The following is a 19,360-nucleotide window of genomic DNA, read 5'->3' on the forward strand; positions in this document are numbered from 1 at the left end:
ATAGAAATATTTACACGCAAAATAGAGAAAAGTGAATTTGAGGATCCTCAAATTCACTTTTCTCATTATTTAGAAGCTAGTTATGTCCCAGCCTCTTTTTCTATGAACAGCTTTTACCCATATTGCTGTATTTAACTTTTGATCCCGTTTCTCCTCGCAGCAAATCGCCATTCGTTGAAATGATGATTTCGTCTGTCACTTTATTAGAGATCGTATTTGCAACTAATTGTAGAAGATCATTCACTTCCACCTGAGATTGTTTAAATTCTTGGACAAGTGGAATTTCATCCAGCTCTGCTTCAAGTTTTTCAATTTTTGCTTCTACTAATTTAAGTGCTTCTGTTTTCCCATAATGCTGAAAGTTAACTGCTTGTTTTTGTAAGCTTTTAATACTTGCGACCATTTCACGGACTTTTTGATTTTCATTAATTTGAGCTTCCGCTCTTTTAAAAAAATCCACTTCATCTGTCTCTGCAATCATCTTAGCAATTTCTTTCGCTTTATCAATGATATCTGACTTTGTATATGTCTTTTCCATCTAGTTCACCTCAGCGACTTTTTCTACTTGTACCATTTCTCCATTTAATGTCCATGTTTTTGTTTCTGTTATTTTCACATGTACGAGTTTTCCAATAGCTGATTTCGGACCAATAAAATTAACAAGTTTGTTTTTCCGAGTATATCCAGCCAGGATATTAGGATTATTTTTACTTTCTCCTTCTACAAGAACTTCGACAACTTGTCCTTGATATTTGTCCATTGCTTCACGAGAAAGTTCGTTAACTAATGCATTTAAGCGCTGTAAGCGTTCTTTTTTTACTTCCATTGGAACGTTGTCTTTTAGCCTAGTAGCTGGTGTACCTTCACGCGGCGAATAAATAAATGTATAGGCTGTTTCAAAACCAACTTCGCGATAGAGAGAAAGCGTTTCTTCAAACTGCTCTTCTGTTTCCGTTGGAAATCCAACGATAATATCCGTTGTTAAACATACATCTGGAATTGCTTGTTTAATTTTTCGAACGAGCTCTAAAAACTGCTCTCTTGTATATTTTCGCGCCATGACTTTTAATACTGCACTTGAACCAGATTGTACAGGCAAATGAATATGCTCTACCAAATTTCCTTTTTTAGCAAGCACTTCAATTAATCGATCGTCAAAATCACGTGGATGGCTAGTTGTAAAGCGAATTCTTGGAATATCAATCGTCCGCAAATCATCCATAAGATCGCCAAGACCATATTCAATGTCTTCAAAGTCTTTCCCATATGCATTTACATTTTGTCCGAGTAATGTTATCTCTTTGTAGCCTTGAGCTGCCAGTTGACGAATCTCTTGAATGATATCTTCTGGACGGCGGCTTCGCTCTTTTCCTCGTGTGTACGGAACGATGCAATACGTACAAAACTTGTCACAGCCATACATGATATTGACCCAAGCTTTAATATTGCCTTTTCTTACTTTTGGCAGATTCTCTATTACGTCGCCCTCTTTTGACCATACTTCTAATACCATCTCTTTTGACATGTATGCTTCATGTAAAATTTCTGGCAAACGGTGAATATTATGGGTGCCAAAAATCATATCGACAAAATGATAAGATTTTAAAATCTTATTCACGACCGATTCTTCTTGTGACATACATCCACAAACGCCTAAAAGCAAATCAGGCTTTTCTCGTTTTAGCGCCTTTAAATGGCCTAGTTCACCAAATACCTTATTTTCTGCATTCTCGCGAATCGCACATGTATTCAACAGGATAACATTCGCTTCTTCCAGCTTCTCTGTTGGTTCATAGCCCAGTTCAAGGAAAATACCAGCCATCACTTCAGTATCATGCTCGTTCATTTGACAGCCGTATGTTCTTATATAAAATTTTCGCCCTTCTCCAATCCCTATCAGAGATTCTTGAATTTGAAAATCATCGTGATATTTTATTTCTTCCTTTCCTCGTTTACGAGCTTTTCTTAAGGAAGGAGGGGTATATACCGTTTGAAAATATTGACTATAATCTTTTTCTTGTTTTTCATTCGTTGTTCTCGTGATCTGTTGACTTTCTAAACGTTGTTTCTCGTTCATGAAGATCTCCTTTCTAACATAGTGAATTTTCCTCAAATAGAGAAACTTAAGTGCAAGACGACAGCATATTACCCAAAGAAGTTTTCTCCTTCTGCTGCAACACTTAAGCGGCCTATGATTCAGACCTGAATTCAAAATATTTTGCCACGTTCTCTAAGACGCCATGCACTCTCTCATTAGGACACGAGGTAAAAGCACTTAAAAAAGAAGCTGTTGCTTCTCATTATATATGAGTTGATCTAAATAATACAGACATACATCTATTAAGTATAATCGCTTTTATTTTTGAACACAACAGTTGAGCGAAACATGCCTTTGCATTTACTATCTCTATGGCTCTGCTACTCATGACGAAAAGCCTTGTTTTACTATAACCAAACAAGGCTTTCCCTATTTCATTTCCGTGATGCTCTCGCTATCTCGGTTCGATAATCAATTTTATCGCAGTTCGTTCCTCACCGTCAATTTCAATATCTGTAAAAGCTGGAATACAAATAAGATCTACACCGCTTGGAGCAACAAAGCCTCTAGCAATTGCCACTGCTTTCACAGCCTGGTTCAAGGCTCCAGCACCAATCGCTTGAATTTCTGCCCCGCCTCTTTCACGAAGAACACCCGCAAGTGCACCAGCTACAGAATTAGGATTAGATTTTGCTGAAACTTTTAATATCTCCATTCCTTCTCCTCCTTGTTTTCCCGATCCCGAATGCTCATGAAAATGTGAACAAACTTGGTACGATGATTCCATTGCTACTATATTCGCCATGAAACAAAACTATTCCGAGTAAACATTAAAAAGGTAAAAATGGACGATTTTATCTCTTGCCGTAATTGCAAGCTTGCGTTTCATCTTCATTATTGATTTTAACCCCGATGGATAGTAATGACTTCCATCTAGCCAGTATATTAGGATCAAAAGTCAACAAATGGATGATCGTCGTTGATCATGATCCTTTCGATGCTATTGGCCATCCCAGTTTTTTCATTTACATCAATAAGGCAGCCGCTGAGCTGATGCCGTCCAGTTTTTGGCACTTCAAAGCGCACCGGAAGCCCTGTTGTAAATCGTTTTAATACTGCGGAGCGTTCCATTCCAAGAATACCATCGTATGGGCCTGTCATTCCAACATCAGATAAATAAGCGGTACCATTTGGTAAAATGCGATTATCAGCTGTTTGGACGTGCGTATGCGTCCCAATTACTGCAGTTGCTTTTCCATCTAAAAACCAGCCCATTGCTTGTTTTTCACTCGTTGCTTCAGCATGAAAATCAATAAAAATTATATTCGTTTTTTCTTTCGCTTTTTCGACTAACATTTCTGCTCGTTGAAAAGGACATTCTGAAGCAGGCATAAATGTTCTTCCTTGCAAGCTAATTACTGCGACTTCCAAATTGTTTATTTTTGAAAAAACTAGCCCTGTCCCTGGGTTATTTTCTGAGAAGTTTGCAGGTCTCGCTAAGTATTTGACTTCTTCGATAAAATTAAAAATATCTTTATTGTCCCATGTATGGTTGCCAAGTGTAATAACATTGGCGCCTGCATCTAAAAAAAAGCGATAAATGGCCTCCGTTATTCCTCTCCCACCCGCAGCATTTTCGCCATTAATGATCGTTAGTTGAGGATGATATTTAGCCTTTAGTTTAGGTAAATATGTTCTTACCATGTCGCGCCCAGGTGAACCAACGACATCACCAATAAATAAAATTTTCATGTATATATCCTTCCTCATATGAAATTAAGGTTATTTCTCGTCTTCTAAAAGTCTTAGCATCAGAATGCAAATCAGTTCGATGAATCACAGGGCGTGATTTTTCAATTGTTTGCTTGTCAATGCTCTTGTGTAAATAGCCGTTTCGAGAACAGTTTTTAATACGGACTTGCACGCAAACTCTTAGCGTTGTTTGCCTTTCTTTTTGTATAGCATATGCATTCATTGCTCTTTTTCAACAAAAAAGCAGAGTGATCACACCCTGCTTTTTTATAAGAACGAATCTGTTAAAAGGTAGAACTGAAATGGTTCTAATGAGGATCACTTTGCATATTCGACAGCCCGTGTTTCGCGAATCACTGTTACCTTAATATGACCCGGATAATTCAGCTCTTCTTCAATACGCTTCCGAATGTCGCGTGCTAATCGATGGGATTGTAAATCATCGATTTGCTCCGGTTTTACCATAATGCGTACTTCACGGCCAGCTTGGATAGCAAATGATTTTTCCACACCTTCATAAGATTCCGAGATATCTTCTAACTTTTCAAGACGACGAGTATAATTTTCAAGCGTTTCACTACGTGCACCTGGTCTTGCTGCAGACAATGCATCGGCAGCAGCAACTAATACTGCAATGACAGAGGTTGGTTCCGTATCTCCATGATGGGAGGCAATGCTGTTAATGACAACAGGATGCTCATGATACTTTGTGGCCAATTCCACGCCAATTTCTACGTGGCTGCCTTCTACCTCATGATCAATTGCTTTTCCGATATCATGCAATAAACCAGAGCGTCGTGCTAATTTCTCATCTTCTCCAAGTTCCGCAGCCAACATTCCTGTTAGGAACGCGACTTCCATAGAGTGTTTTAAGACATTTTGTCCGTAACTTGTACGGTATTTTAGACGGCCAAGGATTTTAATGAGATCTGGATGCAGCCCATGAACACCAACTTCAAATGTTGTTTGTTCACCGATTTCCCGAATGTGTTCATCTACTTCACGCCTTGATTTATCAACCATTTCCTCAATACGTGCCGGATGAATTCTTCCGTCTTGTACAAGCTTTTCAAGGGCTAGTCTAGCTGTTTCACGACGAATCGGATCAAATCCAGAGAGAATAACTGCCTCTGGTGTATCGTCGATGATAAGATCAATTCCTGTTAAGGTTTCTAAAGTACGAATATTACGCCCTTCTCGACCGATTATTCGTCCTTTCATCTCATCATTTGGCAAGTTTACAACGGAAACCGTTGTTTCTGCTACATGATCAGCTGCACAACGTTGAATGGCAAGGGACAGGATGTTCTTCGCTTTTTTATCTGCCTCTTCTTTAGCGCGATTCTCACTCTCTTTTACAATGAGTGCTATTTCATGAGATAGATCATTTTCAACACGCTCTAAAATAATGGCTCTTGCTTCTTCACGAGTGAGGCTTGAAATACGTTCAAGTTCAGTTTGCTGCTTGCGTCTCATCTCGTCCACTTTGCTTTCCATCTCTTCAATATGTTGTTGTCTTTGAATTAGAGAATCCTCTTTCTTTTCAAGAATATTTTCACGTTTTTCAAGAGATTCATCTTTTCGATCGAGGTTCTCCTCCTTTTGCAATAATCGTTTTTCTAGCGTTTGCAACTCATTTCTTCGTTCACGAAGGTCATTTTCCATTTCAGTACGAAGTCTATGATTTTCATCCTTTGCTTCTAACAGAGCTTCTTTCTTTAATGCTTCAGCGTCTCGATTGGCGTTCTCGAGGATGGCTTCCGCAGTACTTGTCGCTCCTGTTATTCTCGTTTGTGTTATTTTTCTATGGATGAAATAGCCAACAACGACACCGACGATTAGGGTTATAAGCAAAATGGAGATGATAACTAACAAGTTTTCCATCATTTTCACCTCCTCTTGCTATGAATTTATATCATGTTTCAAACATGTCGGCTGATACATTGTTACATACATTCAATATACAGCACTAAGCTTTTTAAAAAATGTCATTTGAGTATCATGTAAAAACATACAATTTAATTTTAAGGCTGTGAAAAATCATTGTCAAGTAAATATCCTTTTATATTTAGATTTAAAGCTTTTCTAACATGGCCACGATCTAAATTCATTTTCAAAAACAATCATCTCATTCTTTTCATACTGAATAGTCTGAAAAGAACAGCCGCTTACTTCCTCATTTCACAAAAAGAAACAGACAAGGATACGTTTTTTAGAACACAACTTCACTTTTTCACAGTACGGCATCGTTTTTTTGAACTACTCTCACTTACTTCGTTGAAGTGAGAGATTCCTACGAACACCAAAGTATCCTTCGGTTATTTTAGAAGGCTAACCCCTTAGTCCCTACGGTTTATACGATTTTCGTATGGTATTACAATCTTGTATTCAGTTTGACACTTGGTTTTCGTGTCACAGATTTGATAGTTTATTCTTTTTGCGACTTTCGAATGGTATAGGCGAACGACAACCACCAAACAAGTTCTATTTACGCAACAAGCAACCACACTTGAATTCATTCTATATCTATTATACCTAACTTTTAGGCTTACGCCTAACCGACATTCATCTCCCACCTATCGTCGGGCTTCACCCTTTACACGATTGAGGAGGGAGTCTTCTGTCGGAAAACGATAAAGAAACTGACCCACATGTCATTGTGACAACATAGGTCAGTTTTTTTCATTTCATTATTTTTTCGATTATAAATCGAGCTCTGCTTGTTCTTCTACATTTTCTTCGACAAGCTTTTCTTCATCTAATCCATAATGCTCTCGAATTTTCATCATAATTTCATTGCGAATTTCAGCATTCTCCTTAAGATATTGCTTGGCATTTTCTCTCCCTTGCCCTAAGCGCTCCTCATTGTAGGAATACCAAGAACCGCTTTTTTGAACAATATCTAATTCAGATGCCATGTCAACAATTTCGCCCTCTCTTGAAATGCCTTCTCCGTACATAATATCGACTTCAGCTGTCCGGAAAGGAGGAGCGACTTTATTTTTGACAACTTTTACTCTCGTTTTGTTGCCAACGATATCATTTCCTTGTTTTAATTGCTCTGCCCGTCGTACTTCTAAGCGTACAGAGGAATAGTTGGGTAGGAAGGAAACGCCTTTTCATCTCGCGATAAGAGGTTTTCTCCTTCCCCCCGCCGAACCGTACGTGTAAGTTTCCAAACATACGGCTCTCCAGTCATTACTAAGCCTTATCTACACTCGAATTTCGATGATTTTATTGATGAGGTTTTTTCAAAAGAATAAGATGTTGATACTCTATTTATATGAACAATTTGTTGAATTGTTTAATGGCTGATAAACGATGTGTTCTTTTTGGAACAACGGCAAAAATTGTTCTTCATTATCTTTATTTCGATGCATGACGCCCCAAACACCGTTAAAAAAGTATTTTTTCTTTCCGCTCGCTGTTCTAACAGACATTAGTTTACGCACTTTTGTCCTGTATTTTCCTGCAAGTGTCTTCGTAAAGCTTCTTCGGAAAATAAAATGTGCTTTTCCCAATTTTTCTTTGGCATCAAAAGCTATTTGATAGTAGCGGCAAAATCTTTTAAACTCTGTATTATATGCCTGAAGGATAATGTGATCATCACAGTGCAGCAGTCTAGGCCGATGCAGTGCTTTCCACTTTCCGTCTACTATTTTCATATAGCCATGCTTTAGCAGGAAAGCTCTTAAAATCTCATAGGGCATAGAAAATTTGATCGTTCCTGTATCATTCTGCCGAAAGCCGCTGTTCTTTTTTTGTGAAGGAACAATAAACATATCATAGTCTAAAAATCGGATTTTCTCTCGCCAATGTGACATTTTTATTTGTTCCTCTCTAAACGGAAGCCGCAGCGTTTTTGTCAAATCATCGTGCAGTTGTTTTTTCATATTCTCTGCATCCTGTTTTTTTCCAATAATGCCAATAAGACAATGGTTTGCGTAACGAATGTATGCCATCTTCTGCTGTGAGTTCTCGCTGTAACGTTCCATCCGTTTCTCCATCCCCTTATCAAGCTCTTGAAGATAAATAGATGCCAACAAATTACTGAAGCTTTGCTTACGAATGCCTGTATCGGTTAAATCGAATTCGAAATTAGCCAGATATCCTGCTTTTAAAAATTTCCTAATCAGTCTAAGCAGCTTTTCGTCATCAATGCTTTTACGCATTATTTGAATGAGCGTTTCATGATGAATGTGCTGCATGCTTTCCTTTATATCCACGATAATCCACCATTTAATGGCTCGAAACTGCTGCTTTATTTGTGATAAAGCCGGCTGTAAATGTTGATGCGAACAAGGTGAAAACCGTGATGCAAAGATCGCTGTCAGCAACTGTTTAAGCACTTCTTGTACAAGCTTATCAGCAAATGGCTGCTTCTCTTTCACACCGCCCTTGATAGAGATGGGCTGGTAGTTTTCTGTTTTTAACTGTTCTATTAATGTTTCTACTCTTTCTGTAGGGAGCTCATTTTGTTTAGATGTATTGTTTCCTTTCTTTTGATACAGTATTGCATATGCTTTTTGATAGAAAGCTGGATTGTATAAATTTCGATATAATTTTTGAAAACGATAATTGTTATTTTTCGAGTGTTTGTGTAGACTTTCTAAAACCCAGTCAGGATTTCTCATGGCCTCTCACCATATCCTTTCCTCATGTTTTAGTTTTCATGACCTGTCTCCCTTCGCTCTCGTGATTTTTCTCCTTTACAGCTATCACTAGCTATATCCAAGCGGATCACGATCCTTGCGCTACTATGGAGACTCCGTTGCCGTATAAAGCATTTGAGCATCAGCCTTTCCAGACTATGCCTTATCTATTGTCCCAATGTTTACAAGACGCAAATCAGTCGGGAGCTGCTGGTGTGGATGCGTTTGTTTACTAAGCATCCTTTCATAGCGCCGCTTAAGCACCCTTTTTCTATCATTATTCAATCCTTGCAAACATTGTTGTTTTTTTACAAGTAAAATTTCTACCGCTAGTTTTATTACAATAGACGCTTTACTTAGGCAATCGTAGGTTATACGGCATAGCATAATATGATCCTTGCTTAGGCCTCTCGTTCGTTGTTTGCCTCTAAACTTGAGGTGAAGGGAGCGCTGTTCTTCCAGTGTCAACGCAAGTTTTAAACGCTGCACATCCGCTCCAACTGCCATTTGCTAGCCACTCATCAGGCAGTTTCCGCTCTTATGGACTCTCCAACTGAGATTCAAGCAGTATAGCCTTGACCATACAAGGTGTTTCCGTCTCGCCATTCATCTTCGTTCCCAGTGGCTGGAACGGATTATGACTTTTCAGCCATGCTGTCGTCGCCCATTCCTTTCGGTTAGGGGTTAGGCTGCTGACGGTAGCACTCAGAACTGTGCTAGCTGGTTCTTTCATAACAGCAATGCTATGCTGAACACGCTTTTGTGAAGTGAAGATGACAAAAGCTTCCTACCGCACAAACTTGAGAGCACGTCCACCAGGAGTTGTTTATCGTGATAGGTAATAGACAGCTGCAGCTTGACCTGTTAAGCGCTATTTTCCCCCACGTCACACCGTACGTGAGACTTTCGAACTCATACGGCGTTCCATCAATGATCTTAATGTGGAAAAAGTGATTTTTTTCATCAAAATAGCTTTTCCAATCATTGACTATGCCCCTTCGCTCCCCTCTCATTACAAGAGGCTCGACACTACTACGGGCTGCTGCCACTTGAATACAACAGACATTTCCTTCTGTTTAGAGACATCGGTTACGGCCAACCTTGACATTCTCTTTCAAGCTTCCTTTGTTCCTCAAGAATCTAGCTTTTACCATTTGTAGCCTTAGGCTTCCTCTATAGCCCGCCAGATCCCTTTTCGACCTTCTTACTGGTGGTCTTAAGGTGAATATCTCTTACAAGCATATCCACAGTTTGATGTTATCCAGATACATCAAACCGCTTCTGGCACCTGCTCAAGCAGGCGCTTATCCTTTCAGACAAGCTTCGGTTTACGAGCCGTACACACAAGGATTCCCTTTCGGTAGCCATAGCAACTTTTTAGCCCCCCGCATACTTCATTTGCCTTAGACTCTCATCCTTAGGCACACTTTTCTGCGACTTTAGCGAGCTTCGTACAAAAGCTGGACCATCAGCCCTGCACGTCGCAGTCTTAGGGTATCCGATAGCCAGTATTCTATCGGGAAAGGAACTGCCCCCTTCTGGAATCGATTCTTGAAGTTGCATTTTACTGGCGTTTCCATGCTCGGAAAAACAAAGAAATTCTTTTTCATGAGCACCTCTTCCCAGCAATATGCCTAGACATTGCTGTGCATTTCTGCAAACAGATTACGTCTAAGAACAAAGCGCACCTGGATTACCGAACATTACTCCTACTTTTTCCCGGATTTGGTTAATAAAGATTGCGATTGTTTTCGATTTGTTAATAGCACCGGATAATTTTCGCAGCGCTTGTGACATGAGACGCGCCTGCAAGCCGACATGGGAATCTCCCATTTCTCCTTCGATTTCTGCTTTAGGCACAAGTGCTGCAACTGAGTCAATAACAATGATATCAACTGCTCCGCTGCGCACAAGTGCTTCAGCAATCTCTAGAGCCTGCTCGCCCGTATCTGGCTGTGATAAAAGCAACTCATCAATATTTACGCCTAACTTGCTTGCATATACAGGGTCAAGTGCGTGTTCCGCGTCGATAAACGCTGCTTGACCGCCCTTTCCTTGTACTTCAGCAATTGCATGAAGAGCAACAGTTGTTTTACCAGAGCTTTCTGGTCCGTAGATTTCAATGATCCTGCCTCTTGGATACCCTCCTACACCTAAGGCGACATCCAATGCAAGAGAGCCGCTTGGAACGGTAGAAATTCTCCGGTCTGTCTGCTCTCCAAGCTTCATAATAGAACCTTTCCCAAATTGCTTCTCTATTTGTTTTAATGCCATATCCAAGGCTTTTTGACGATCACTCATTCCTTTTCCTCCCACTCATTTATCTTCTCTTGTTTTAAAAGAGCATCTATCTTTTTCTTATATACACTTCCCCCTTTCATCAAAGAATAAAACCTACCCTTACTATATATGTTTTTAAGTCATTTGCCAAGCAAAAACACGAACATTCATTCGATTATTTTTTTAAATGAATGAATGACAAATGACCATTTTTCATTGTGCAAAATTTCTTTATATCCGTATCATACAAAACTAAAATCGTATTTTTGTTCCTTTACAGACTTCTAGTGAAAAATAGAATACAACAATATTTTCCAGTATTATTCACTAGAAAAATGAAGCTAATGATGTATATTGATGACACACTACCTAAATGACAGACAAAAAAAATCAAGTGCCTCCTATTCTTTTAATGTGGAGACGCTTGATTTAGTTCTGTCATTAGAAAGTAGCATCCATATCTCACTGTTCTTTTGCGGTTTCCATTTCTTGAACCTGCTAAATGCAATAAAAAAGCTTTTGGAGGCCTTTCTTTTACGGCAATTCCGATCCAAATCGTTCCGGGTGAATGCCCTTCAAGGGAATCAGGACCAGCAACGCCTGTAAAGCTAATGCCAATATCGGCATTGAGCTGCATTTTCACATTAGCTGCCATTTCAAGTGCACATTGTTCACTAACAGCGCCATATGCATTGATCGTTTCTTCCTTTATGTTCAACTGCGTGATTTTTGCGGCATTGGAATAGCAAACGACCCCTCCTAAAAATCTGGCGCTGACACCTGCTACTGATGCTAGTTCTGACTGAAACATCCCGCCAGTAAGACTCTCCGCACAAGCAATTGTATACCTCTTTGCCTCTAAAAGCTTGACGAGTTCATCCATCAATGTTGTTTGTCCATATCCATAAAAATAATTGCCGACACGTTGAAAGATTTGCTCTTCCATTTGATCGATAAGCGCTTGTGCATCCTTTTGTTGGCGACTTTTCGCGGTAATTCTAATCGTTACATCACCATCACCAGCTAGTGGTGCAAGAGTAGGATTCGTCTGCTTATCAATCAAATCCTCAAGCACTGTTTCTAGCTTCGATTCCCCAATATCAAAGAATCGCAAAATGCGTGATTCTATTTTCTCCTTTGCTCCCAGCTGCGCTTCTATTAACGGCATCGCATGGTGAACAAACATTGGCTCCATTTCGCGCGGTGGTCCAGGCAATAAAATGTAGACACAGCCTTCCTTTTGCAAGTACATGCCAGGTGCCATTCCATATTGATTGGGAAGCACTTCTGATCCCGTTATAACCAATGCCTGTTTTTTATTATTGGGCGTCATTTCTCTTTTTGTTTTCGCAAAATAAGCTTGGATTGAAGCAAATGCAGCTTCATGAAGTGTCAATGTTTCTCCTAGATGTTCGGCAATGATTTCTTTCGTTAAATCATCCTTTGTTGGACCAAGACCACCCGTAAAAATAAGCAAGTTAGAACGTTTTTCTGCAATATGTAAAACATTTTTCAATCTTTTTGGATTATCTCCTACCACTGTATGGTGGTAAACATTGACTCCCAGCTCTGCTAATGACTTTGATAAAAATTGTGCATTTGTATTAGCAATTTGACCAAGAAGGAGTTCAGAGCCTACCGCAATAATTTCTGCGTTCATAATGAATCTCCTTTATTATCACACTTCTGCTCGATTGCTTGCCAACAAAGGCTTATTCAAAAAAAACTGCTTTATTTTTATTAAAATAATCCCATCCTGACCAAATTGTAAAGAAAACAGCAATCCAGAGCATGACCATGCCGAATGGAAATGCCGAAAAGGAGGAAAATGGAAAATCATGAAGCAGTAATAGAGAAATTGCAATGAGCTGTGTAACTGTTTTAATTTTGCCAAGCATATTAGCAGCAACTACTTCTCCTGTTCCAGCTAAGACGAGACGAAGACCAGTAACTGCGAACTCGCGGCTAATAATGACAATCACCATCCATGACGGTGCTACATTTAGCTCTACAAGTACAATGAGAGCAGCTGATACGAGTAATTTATCTGCTAATGGATCTAAAAATTTGCCTAAATTTGTGATTAGGTTATACTTTCTAGCAATGTAGCCATCGATCCAATCGGTAGTCGAGGCAATGATAAAAATAAGTGCGCCAATTAATTGAGAAATAGGCAATTCTGCATTAGTTAATGAAATATTTCCCCAAGAAAATGGCACAAGCATCATAACTAGAAAGACTGGGATTAAACAAATTCGTGAAATGGTAATTTTATTAGGTAAATTCATCTTGTTTTTTCCACCTCATTATGAAGTCCGTTCTATGGTCTTTATTTGATAAGCAAATAATCTTAGAAGGTCTCTTCTAAAGGGAAATAGTCATCTAAAGATGACTATTCTGTTATCCCTGTAAACTGAATAATGACATCTTGTCTAACGATATCAGTAGGAGATATCTCATATTTGAGCTGTTCACCATTTACAAAGATGTCCGTAGATGATGCATTTCCAATCACAATAAAGGCTGATTTATCCTCTATTAAATCAAAGGTTTCGCTATCTCCCTCTTGAAACTCTTTTTGGAAAATGAATTTACCTGTTGAGTCTTTTAATCCAACCCAAGCTTTCCCTGTTGCTGCAATTTTCAGTTCAAATTTGTTTGCACCAGATAATTCGTAAGTTGTCTGTTTGCCGCTCGATCCTACAACACTCAAGCTTTGCTCAGGTTCAGAAGCATCCTCCTCCTGATCTTCGGAATCCTCTTCCTCATCAGCGGAATCTTCTTTATCTTTTTCCTTCTTGTTGTCATCTTTATCTTCTTTATTATCTTTCGCAGTTCCTTCTTTTTGTTCCATTTGTATCTGTTCATTCTGATTATTTGATGTTTTGGATGGCGTGCTTTGGTTTTGGCTTTTTGATAAAAAATACCACGCCAATAAAACAGCAACGACAATAAACGTTACGACTAATATTTTTGGCAGCAGCTGAAATATTTTCGCATTTGCAGGCGAAACTGACCGTCGTGCCTGCACACGAGAAAGCTGCTCTGGCAAATCATCCTCGTAAGCAACTGGAATTTCTTTTTTATATTCTTCAAAAAGCGCTTCTGGCTGGAGGCCAACTGCTTCGGCATATTGCTTAATAAAAGCACGGACATAAAATTTGCCCGGTATCATTTCATAGTTACCTTCTTCAATCCCGATTAAATAGCGCTTTTGGATTTTAGTAATTCTTTGCAAGTCATCCAGATCAAGCCCCTTAGCCTTTCTTTCTTCCTTTAATCGGTCCCCTAAATTTGTCAATGATGAACACCTACCAATCTAAAAATCAAACCCATCAAAACCAGTACTGCTAAACAAATGATTATTTTGTACTACTTCATATGTAATTTCTTCATTGGGATCTTTGCGCAATTCAATAATATAGTCGAAATCTTCGATGGAGTACTCAGAGTGCTGGACAAAAATATCAGGGTGCTCGATCACCTTTACAGCTGGAAGCCTCATGATCTCCCGCACTAGAGCCCAATGCTTTTCATCTGCTCTTTGCCTAGATACAATGCCGTCAATGATGAAGATATTATTAGCGTCATATTCGTCCTTGATGAGTTGACTGCGAATGGTTTGTTTTAATAGCGTGGAGGAAACAAACAGCCATTTTTTATTTGCACAAACACTTCCTGCCACAACTGATTCCGTTTTGCCAACTCGAGGCATTCCTCGTATACCCACTAATTTATGTCCATCCTGTTTAAAAATCTCTGCCATAAAATCAACTAAGATTCCTAGTTCATCCCGCACAAAGCGAAATGTCTTCTTATCATCGGCATCTCTTTGTATATAGCGCCCGTGCCGCACTGCTAACCTATCCCTTAGCTTTGGTTCCCGCAGCTTCCGTAATTCGATCGTTTTCATTGTCCGTAATATCGACTCTAACCGTACAATTTGTTTTTCGCTTTTTGCAAGTATTAATAATCCGCGTCTTCCCTTATCTACACCACTAATACTAACAATATTAATTGAAAGCATTCCTAATAATGAAGAAATATCTCCAAGCAATCCTGGACGATTCATTTTAATTTCATATTCTAAATACCACTCTTTTTTGTCCATAATACCCTCCATACAAAATGGTCATTGTATCTCATCTGGCATGGGTACATTTTGTTTTCATTTATATTATCTAGCTTATATAATATCTGATTTTTTATTAATATGAAAGGAAAACATCAAAATGGAAAAAAAATCATCTTCTTTTTGAAAAAACATCATGTAAAAGTTTGCTCTTCTCAACTACTCTTCTTGATTGTAAGCAGATTTTTTCATACAAAAAGAAGGCTGCCCTTACTTTGTAGGACAGTCCTCCTTTATCAATTTTACATGTGTATGACTTAATAAAGCAAATTTTCATTAATGCGTGCTATTATTTTCAACTAGTTTTACCATGCAGCTTGCAATCGCTTGCTGTTCCTCTTGGCTTGCAACAGACCATAGATCTGCTAGAACACGTTCCTGTTCATTTTTAGGCTGTACTTGTTCTGCAAGATAATCTCCGATTTGATAAGCAAGTTGATGAATGACTTGTTGACTCATTCCTTCATTCTGTGCTTGATCTAAACGGTCACCCAGAAAATTCTTCCACTCATTCCAGTTATCTAAAACAGACATATATCTGAGCCTCCTTTTTTAAAATTCGTTATTATTGTGCAACGAAAAGGCTAAATTATACATCTTGATTTTAGAAGTGCAAATATAAATCTTGCAGTGTGCTGCTATGGTTTTCCGATTAATTATACCAGCCTCCGTTGACTGCCAAAACTTGGCCAGTAATATAAGATGCTTTAGGAGAAAGCAAAAACGAAACAGCTGCAGCAATTTCTTCAGGTTTTGCCAATCTGCCCATCGGAATACTGCTCTCTATTTCCGAAATTTCGCTCTCGGAAAAGCCTTGAAGCATTTGGGTATCAACTGCTCCAGGGGCGATTGCATTTACAAGCAGATTATTTTGTGCAACTTCCTTGCTAAATGATTTTACAAACGCAATCTGCGCCCCTTTTACAGTAGAATAGATCACTTCACATGCTGCGCCTGTCTGCCCCCAAATCGAGCTCATTAAGACAATAGAAGAAGTTTGATTTCTCAACAGCTTTGGCGTTAGGTTTCTTACAAGCTGGAGCGGGCTTTTAACATGAAGCTGGAGCATCATCTCGATGGTGTCGTCATTTGTATCGATAAAAAGGCCATAAGGTGCAATCCCACTCATGTAAACAATTGCATCAAGCTGAAAGATTTGTTTTGCCAAATCGTTGACACCGCCAGCTGTTGCCAAATCTGCCTGAATTGGGATGACTTCTATATGGTATTGTTTTAGATCAGATTGCAATCGTTCAATCTCCTGCACATTCTGAAAATAATGAACATATAGATTCCATCCTTCTTTTGCAAGTTCTAATGCCGTTGCTCTTCCTATACCCCCACTAGCTCCAGTGAGAAGCGCATACTTCTGCAAATTGAGCACCTCCACTTTCTGTAGACTACATCTTATTTCTAATGTCAACTAACGAAACGATCGTATAAGCTTTTTGCCTCGCGAACATCTTTCGTCCCATGCACAAGTACCCGGCCATCTTTAAAAACAACTAACCGAATCTTTCCTTGTGTAAAAGAAACAAGATAAGGGTTTTGCATGACTTTCCCACCAATTTGTATAAATCTTTCTGCTAATACATCTAGATTTCGCTCTTGTTTCTTTGGAGGTCTAATCTGAACAGTGTCTCTCCCACATAAAACAGCTGTTCTCGTTTGATTTTCTTTTTGTAAAAATGGATGAGTTGCCTTATCGCCACATGATGGACAATCAGTTCTTTTCAGCTTGTCCACCACGATAGCTGAATGTTGATTTTTCCATAAGTCAAAAGAAACAAGTGTCTTACGCATCTTATCATTTGCCTCTACTAATAGCTTTAATGCTTCAGAAGTTTGGTAAGAAACGACCATTTGTACTGTCGGTGCAATGATACCAGCTGTATCACAGGTTGCAGCTCCAATTGGAACTGATTCAAGCAAGCATTGCAAGCATGGCGTTTTTGAAGGGATAACCGTATAAGTTAAACCGTAGCTGCCCACACAAGCGCCAAAAATCCAAGGGATGCCTGCATACTGAGAGATGTCATTGATCAACATGCGTGTCTCAAAATTATCTGTTGCATCAATGATTAAGTCAACCCCTTTCACAAGGAATTGCATTTCTTCAATCCCAGCATCTAAAATATGCGATGCTACTTGAATACCAGAATTTATTTGTTGTAATCGTTCCTTGACTGCTGCTGCTTTAGGTGTTCGATTTTCTGCTTCATCTTCGCCGAATAGCTGCTGGCGCTGAAGATTGCTCCACTCGACATAATCGCGATCAACAATCGATATTTTCCCTACACCTGCACGGGCAAGAATTTCTGCATTTCCGGTTCCTAATGCGCCAGCACCAACAATTAACACATGTTTATGAGATAACTTTTTTTGGCCTGTTTCTTGTATGCCATAAAACAACGCTTGTCTAGAATATCTCGTCTTCACGATAAGCTCAAACCTTCTATCGGACTGCTGGCTGTCGCATACCTTTTTTTAGGAATACGGCCTGCTTCATAGCCATATCTTCCCGCTTCGACTGCTAACTTCATTGCGAGCGCCATTTTTACAGGGTCTTTTGCACCCGAAACAGCACTGTTTAACAATACTCCGTCAGCCCCCATCTCCATTGCAATCGCAGCGTCTGACGGTGAACCAATGCCAGCATCGACTATAACGGGAATCGATGCTTGTTCAATAATAAAGCTTAAATTTAATGGATTTACGATTCCTTGTCCTGAACCAATCGGTGATGCACCTGGCATAATGGCATGTACACCTAAATCTTCGAGTTTTTTCGCCAAGAGCACATCATCTGATGTATAAGGCAATACGATAAACCCTTCTGCTAATAGCATTTCAGATGCTTTCAATGTTTCAAGCGGATCAGGAAGCAGCGTTTTGTCATCACCAATCACTTCTACTTTAATCATGTCGCATAAACCTGAAGCTCTCGCAAGCTTGGCAATCCTAACTGCCTCTTCAGCATTTTTTGCCCCAGCTGTATTAGGAAGCAGCGTATAGTCTTCTACTTCCAGCTCTTCTAAAAAATTGGGTTGTTCTGCATCATAAATATTCATTCTGCGCACAGCAAATGTCAAAATTTCTGTACCTGATTTTTTTACTGCTTCTTTTTGAACCTCAAAGTTGGGAAATTTCCCCGTTCCTAACATAAGTCTTGAAGAAAACTGATGGGTTCCTATTTTTAACAACTTAACCGCCTCCTACAAAATGCACAATTTCTATCCTGTCTTTATTTGTTAAACGACGCGTTTCATATTCTTTTTTATGGAGTATTTCTTGATTTAGTTCCACAATTGCACCTTTATTATGCAATTGAAACGAGACGAGTAAATCTTGGACTGTTAGAACATCTTTCGCTATTTCCATTTCATCCCCGTTTATTGTAATTTGCATCTTCTCACCTCCTGTATTTTTTTAAAGTTTTTAAGATTTAGAGCAAAAAGCAGTCTTTATTTTTATGATAGTAAGATTGCAAAATAGTTTATTATAGCTTCAATTTGTTATGATAAGCACGGACTGCCTCTACTGGATTGTCCGCATCCCATATACCAGACATGACGGCAATCCCATCTGCACCTGCTTCGATTACATCATTCACTGTTTCAATGGTAATGCCGCCGATTGCAATAACTGGAATCTCCACTGCTGCTGCAACTGATTCCAATCCACTTAATCCTACTGGTTTTTTTCCTTTTTTTGAAGCAGTAGCAAAAATATGGCCAAAAAGTAAATAATCAGCACCTTGCTGCTCTGCTTTTTTTGCTTCCTCTAATGAATGAATCGATTTTCCGATGCGGCATGAGGAAAAATGCCGCTTCACTTCTTCAACAGGAAGGCTATGGTGCTTGAGTTGCACACCGTGTACTCCTGTTACTTTAGCTACATCCAAACGATCATTCATATAGATTTTACAAAGTGGAATTCCTCTTGCCTGCATATCCTTCACAATTGAATAGAGCTGAAAAGCAGTTGCCTCTTTTTCACGGATATGAATGGCAGCAGCATATTCATTCATCTCCTCAGAGATACGCAGTAAACGAGGAAAATCTCTTTTGCCATCTGAAATAATATGAAGTTCTTTTCTCATTTATGATTTTAGGGTGAAAATCACTATTAACTTATTTAAATATTCACCCAATTGCCTACATCTCCTTTCTTTTTTCAATTTTTCTTTTCACATAGGTGCCATGCAGACAAAGAAAAAAACCACCCTTAGCGTAAAGAGTGGTAGATAAATACATGATAAAACCCATCATGAACAATCCACTTCCCTACGCTAGTATAAACTAAGATCAGGTTCAAAGGGTTTAGAAAAAATCTATCTCAGTCTTTTGGCAAGACACCCCTAGTGTGATTACAAAATATGTAGTTAAAAGTCATTATACCATTGTTTTGTTTATTGAACAACGAAATGGAACGAAAATTTAAGTGATCATATGAAGAACTTTCCCTTTTATCACAAAAAGAGAAGGTTCTTCATTATTTAGTTAC

17 protein-coding genes, 2 pseudogenes and 1 riboswitch are annotated in these 19,360 nt (G+C 39.0%); all 19 genes and pseudogenes read right to left on the reverse strand.

Features of this window, described 5'->3' with window-relative positions:
- Window positions 1-100: 100 nt before the first annotated feature.
- A complete protein-coding gene (locus J2S08_RS07750) occupies window positions 101-538 on the reverse strand; it encodes a regulatory iron-sulfur-containing complex subunit RicA (protein WP_307228279.1) in 438 nt (145 codons plus the stop codon).
- Window positions 539-2,077 carry a tRNA (N6-isopentenyl adenosine(37)-C2)-methylthiotransferase MiaB gene (gene miaB, locus J2S08_RS07755; RefSeq protein ID WP_307228281.1) on the reverse strand — a complete coding sequence of 513 codons (1,539 nt, stop codon included), beginning with the start codon at window positions 2,075-2,077 and terminating at the stop codon, window positions 539-541.
- A 415-nt stretch (window positions 2,078-2,492) separates the two neighbouring features.
- Window positions 2,493-2,753, reverse strand: a complete 261-nt coding sequence (gene spoVS, locus J2S08_RS07760) for a stage V sporulation protein SpoVS (RefSeq protein ID WP_307228284.1) — start codon at window positions 2,751-2,753, stop codon at window positions 2,493-2,495.
- 236 nt (window positions 2,754-2,989) lie between these two features.
- Window positions 2,990-3,790, reverse strand: coding sequence for a TIGR00282 family metallophosphoesterase (locus J2S08_RS07765; protein WP_307228286.1), 801 nt, complete (start codon window positions 3,788-3,790; stop codon window positions 2,990-2,992).
- Between the two features lie 318 nt (window positions 3,791-4,108).
- Complete coding sequence (gene rny, locus J2S08_RS07770; RefSeq protein WP_370875650.1) at window positions 4,109-5,674, reverse strand: ribonuclease Y; 1,566 nt, start codon at window positions 5,672-5,674, stop codon at window positions 4,109-4,111.
- Between the two features lie 818 nt (window positions 5,675-6,492).
- Window positions 6,493-6,885, reverse strand: a pseudogene (locus J2S08_RS07775) (recombinase RecA family protein); the annotation flags it as partial.
- Window positions 6,886-7,065: 180 nt separating this feature from the next.
- A complete protein-coding gene (locus J2S08_RS07780; protein ID WP_307228290.1) occupies window positions 7,066-8,424 on the reverse strand; it encodes a reverse transcriptase/maturase family protein in 1,359 nt (452 codons plus the stop codon).
- A 174-nt stretch (window positions 8,425-8,598) separates the two neighbouring features.
- Complete coding sequence (locus tag J2S08_RS07785; protein WP_307228292.1) at window positions 8,599-8,949, reverse strand: hypothetical protein; 351 nt, start codon at window positions 8,947-8,949, stop codon at window positions 8,599-8,601.
- Between the two features lie 1,182 nt (window positions 8,950-10,131).
- A pseudogene (recA, locus tag J2S08_RS07790) lies at window positions 10,132-10,743 on the reverse strand (recombinase RecA); the annotation flags it as partial.
- A gap of 388 nt (window positions 10,744-11,131) precedes the next feature.
- The gene (locus J2S08_RS07795) at window positions 11,132-12,382 is read right to left on the reverse strand and encodes a competence/damage-inducible protein A (RefSeq protein ID WP_307228293.1); all 1,251 of its coding nucleotides are present in this window, start codon (window positions 12,380-12,382) and stop codon (window positions 11,132-11,134) included.
- Between the two features lie 52 nt (window positions 12,383-12,434).
- Window positions 12,435-13,010: a CDP-diacylglycerol--glycerol-3-phosphate 3-phosphatidyltransferase gene (gene pgsA / locus J2S08_RS07800; RefSeq protein ID WP_307228295.1), complete on the reverse strand. Its 576-nt coding sequence runs from the start codon at window positions 13,008-13,010 to the stop codon at window positions 12,435-12,437.
- A 104-nt stretch (window positions 13,011-13,114) separates the two neighbouring features.
- A complete protein-coding gene (locus J2S08_RS07805) occupies window positions 13,115-14,023 on the reverse strand; it encodes a helix-turn-helix domain-containing protein (RefSeq protein WP_307228297.1) in 909 nt (302 codons plus the stop codon).
- A gap of 18 nt (window positions 14,024-14,041) precedes the next feature.
- Window positions 14,042-14,833, reverse strand: coding sequence for a DUF3388 domain-containing protein (locus J2S08_RS07810; RefSeq protein WP_307228299.1), 792 nt, complete (start codon window positions 14,831-14,833; stop codon window positions 14,042-14,044).
- 297 nt (window positions 14,834-15,130) lie between these two features.
- Window positions 15,131-15,388, reverse strand: a complete 258-nt coding sequence (locus J2S08_RS07815; RefSeq protein WP_307228302.1) for a DUF3243 domain-containing protein — start codon at window positions 15,386-15,388, stop codon at window positions 15,131-15,133.
- 118 nt (window positions 15,389-15,506) lie between these two features.
- Complete coding sequence (ymfI, locus tag J2S08_RS07820; protein WP_307228304.1) at window positions 15,507-16,229, reverse strand: elongation factor P 5-aminopentanone reductase; 723 nt, start codon at window positions 16,227-16,229, stop codon at window positions 15,507-15,509.
- 44 nt (window positions 16,230-16,273) lie between these two features.
- Entirely contained in the window at window positions 16,274-17,293 is a 1,020-nt protein-coding gene (locus J2S08_RS07825) for a MoeB/ThiF family adenylyltransferase (protein WP_307228306.1), read from the reverse strand.
- On the reverse strand, window positions 17,290-18,057 hold the full coding sequence (locus J2S08_RS07830) for a thiazole synthase (protein WP_307228308.1): 768 nt from the start codon (window positions 18,055-18,057) through the stop codon (window positions 17,290-17,292). The genes J2S08_RS07825 and J2S08_RS07830 overlap by 4 nt, the downstream gene beginning before the upstream one ends.
- Window position 18,058: 1 nt before the next feature.
- Complete coding sequence (gene thiS / locus J2S08_RS07835; RefSeq protein ID WP_307228310.1) at window positions 18,059-18,262, reverse strand: sulfur carrier protein ThiS; 204 nt, start codon at window positions 18,260-18,262, stop codon at window positions 18,059-18,061.
- A 91-nt stretch (window positions 18,263-18,353) separates the two neighbouring features.
- On the reverse strand, window positions 18,354-18,956 hold the full coding sequence (locus J2S08_RS07840) for a thiamine phosphate synthase (RefSeq protein WP_307228312.1): 603 nt from the start codon (window positions 18,954-18,956) through the stop codon (window positions 18,354-18,356).
- Window positions 18,957-19,120: 164 nt separating this feature from the next.
- A riboswitch (TPP riboswitch) is annotated at window positions 19,121-19,226 on the reverse strand.
- Between the last annotated feature and the right edge of the window lie 134 nt (window positions 19,227-19,360).

It is taken from the genome of Bacillus chungangensis, assembly GCF_030812995.1.
GTDB classification, from domain to species: domain Bacteria; phylum Bacillota; class Bacilli; order Bacillales; family Bacillaceae_C; genus Bacillus_CF; species Bacillus_CF chungangensis.

Excerpts from the sequence above, each read along its gene's own strand:
- J2S08_RS07780 (WP_307228290.1), bottom strand. The coding sequence starts at position 8,424 with ATGAGAAATCCTGACTGGGTTTTAGAAAGTCTACACAAACACTCGAAA.
- pgsA (WP_307228295.1), bottom strand. The coding sequence starts at position 13,010 with ATGAATTTACCTAATAAAATTACCATTTCACGAATTTGTTTAATCCCA.
- J2S08_RS07765 (WP_307228286.1), bottom strand. The coding sequence starts at position 3,790 with ATGAAAATTTTATTTATTGGTGATGTCGTTGGTTCACCTGGGCGCGAC.
- J2S08_RS07840 (WP_307228312.1), bottom strand. The coding sequence starts at position 18,956 with ATGAGAAAAGAACTTCATATTATTTCAGATGGCAAAAGAGATTTTCCT.
- J2S08_RS07795 (WP_307228293.1), bottom strand. The coding sequence starts at position 12,382 with ATGAACGCAGAAATTATTGCGGTAGGCTCTGAACTCCTTCTTGGTCAA.
- J2S08_RS07750 (WP_307228279.1), bottom strand. The coding sequence starts at position 538 with ATGGAAAAGACATATACAAAGTCAGATATCATTGATAAAGCGAAAGAA.
- J2S08_RS07785 (WP_307228292.1), bottom strand. The coding sequence starts at position 8,949 with ATGGCAGTTGGAGCGGATGTGCAGCGTTTAAAACTTGCGTTGACACTG.
- spoVS (WP_307228284.1), bottom strand. The coding sequence starts at position 2,753 with ATGGAGATATTAAAAGTTTCAGCAAAATCTAATCCTAATTCTGTAGCT.
- J2S08_RS07810 (WP_307228299.1), bottom strand. The coding sequence starts at position 14,833 with ATGGACAAAAAAGAGTGGTATTTAGAATATGAAATTAAAATGAATCGT.
- J2S08_RS07815 (WP_307228302.1), bottom strand. The coding sequence starts at position 15,388 with ATGTCTGTTTTAGATAACTGGAATGAGTGGAAGAATTTTCTGGGTGAC.
- rny (WP_370875650.1), bottom strand. The coding sequence starts at position 5,674 with ATGGAAAACTTGTTAGTTATCATCTCCATTTTGCTTATAACCCTAATC.
- miaB (WP_307228281.1), bottom strand. The coding sequence starts at position 2,077 with ATGAACGAGAAACAACGTTTAGAAAGTCAACAGATCACGAGAACAACG.
- thiS (WP_307228310.1), bottom strand. The coding sequence starts at position 18,262 with ATGCAAATTACAATAAACGGGGATGAAATGGAAATAGCGAAAGATGTT.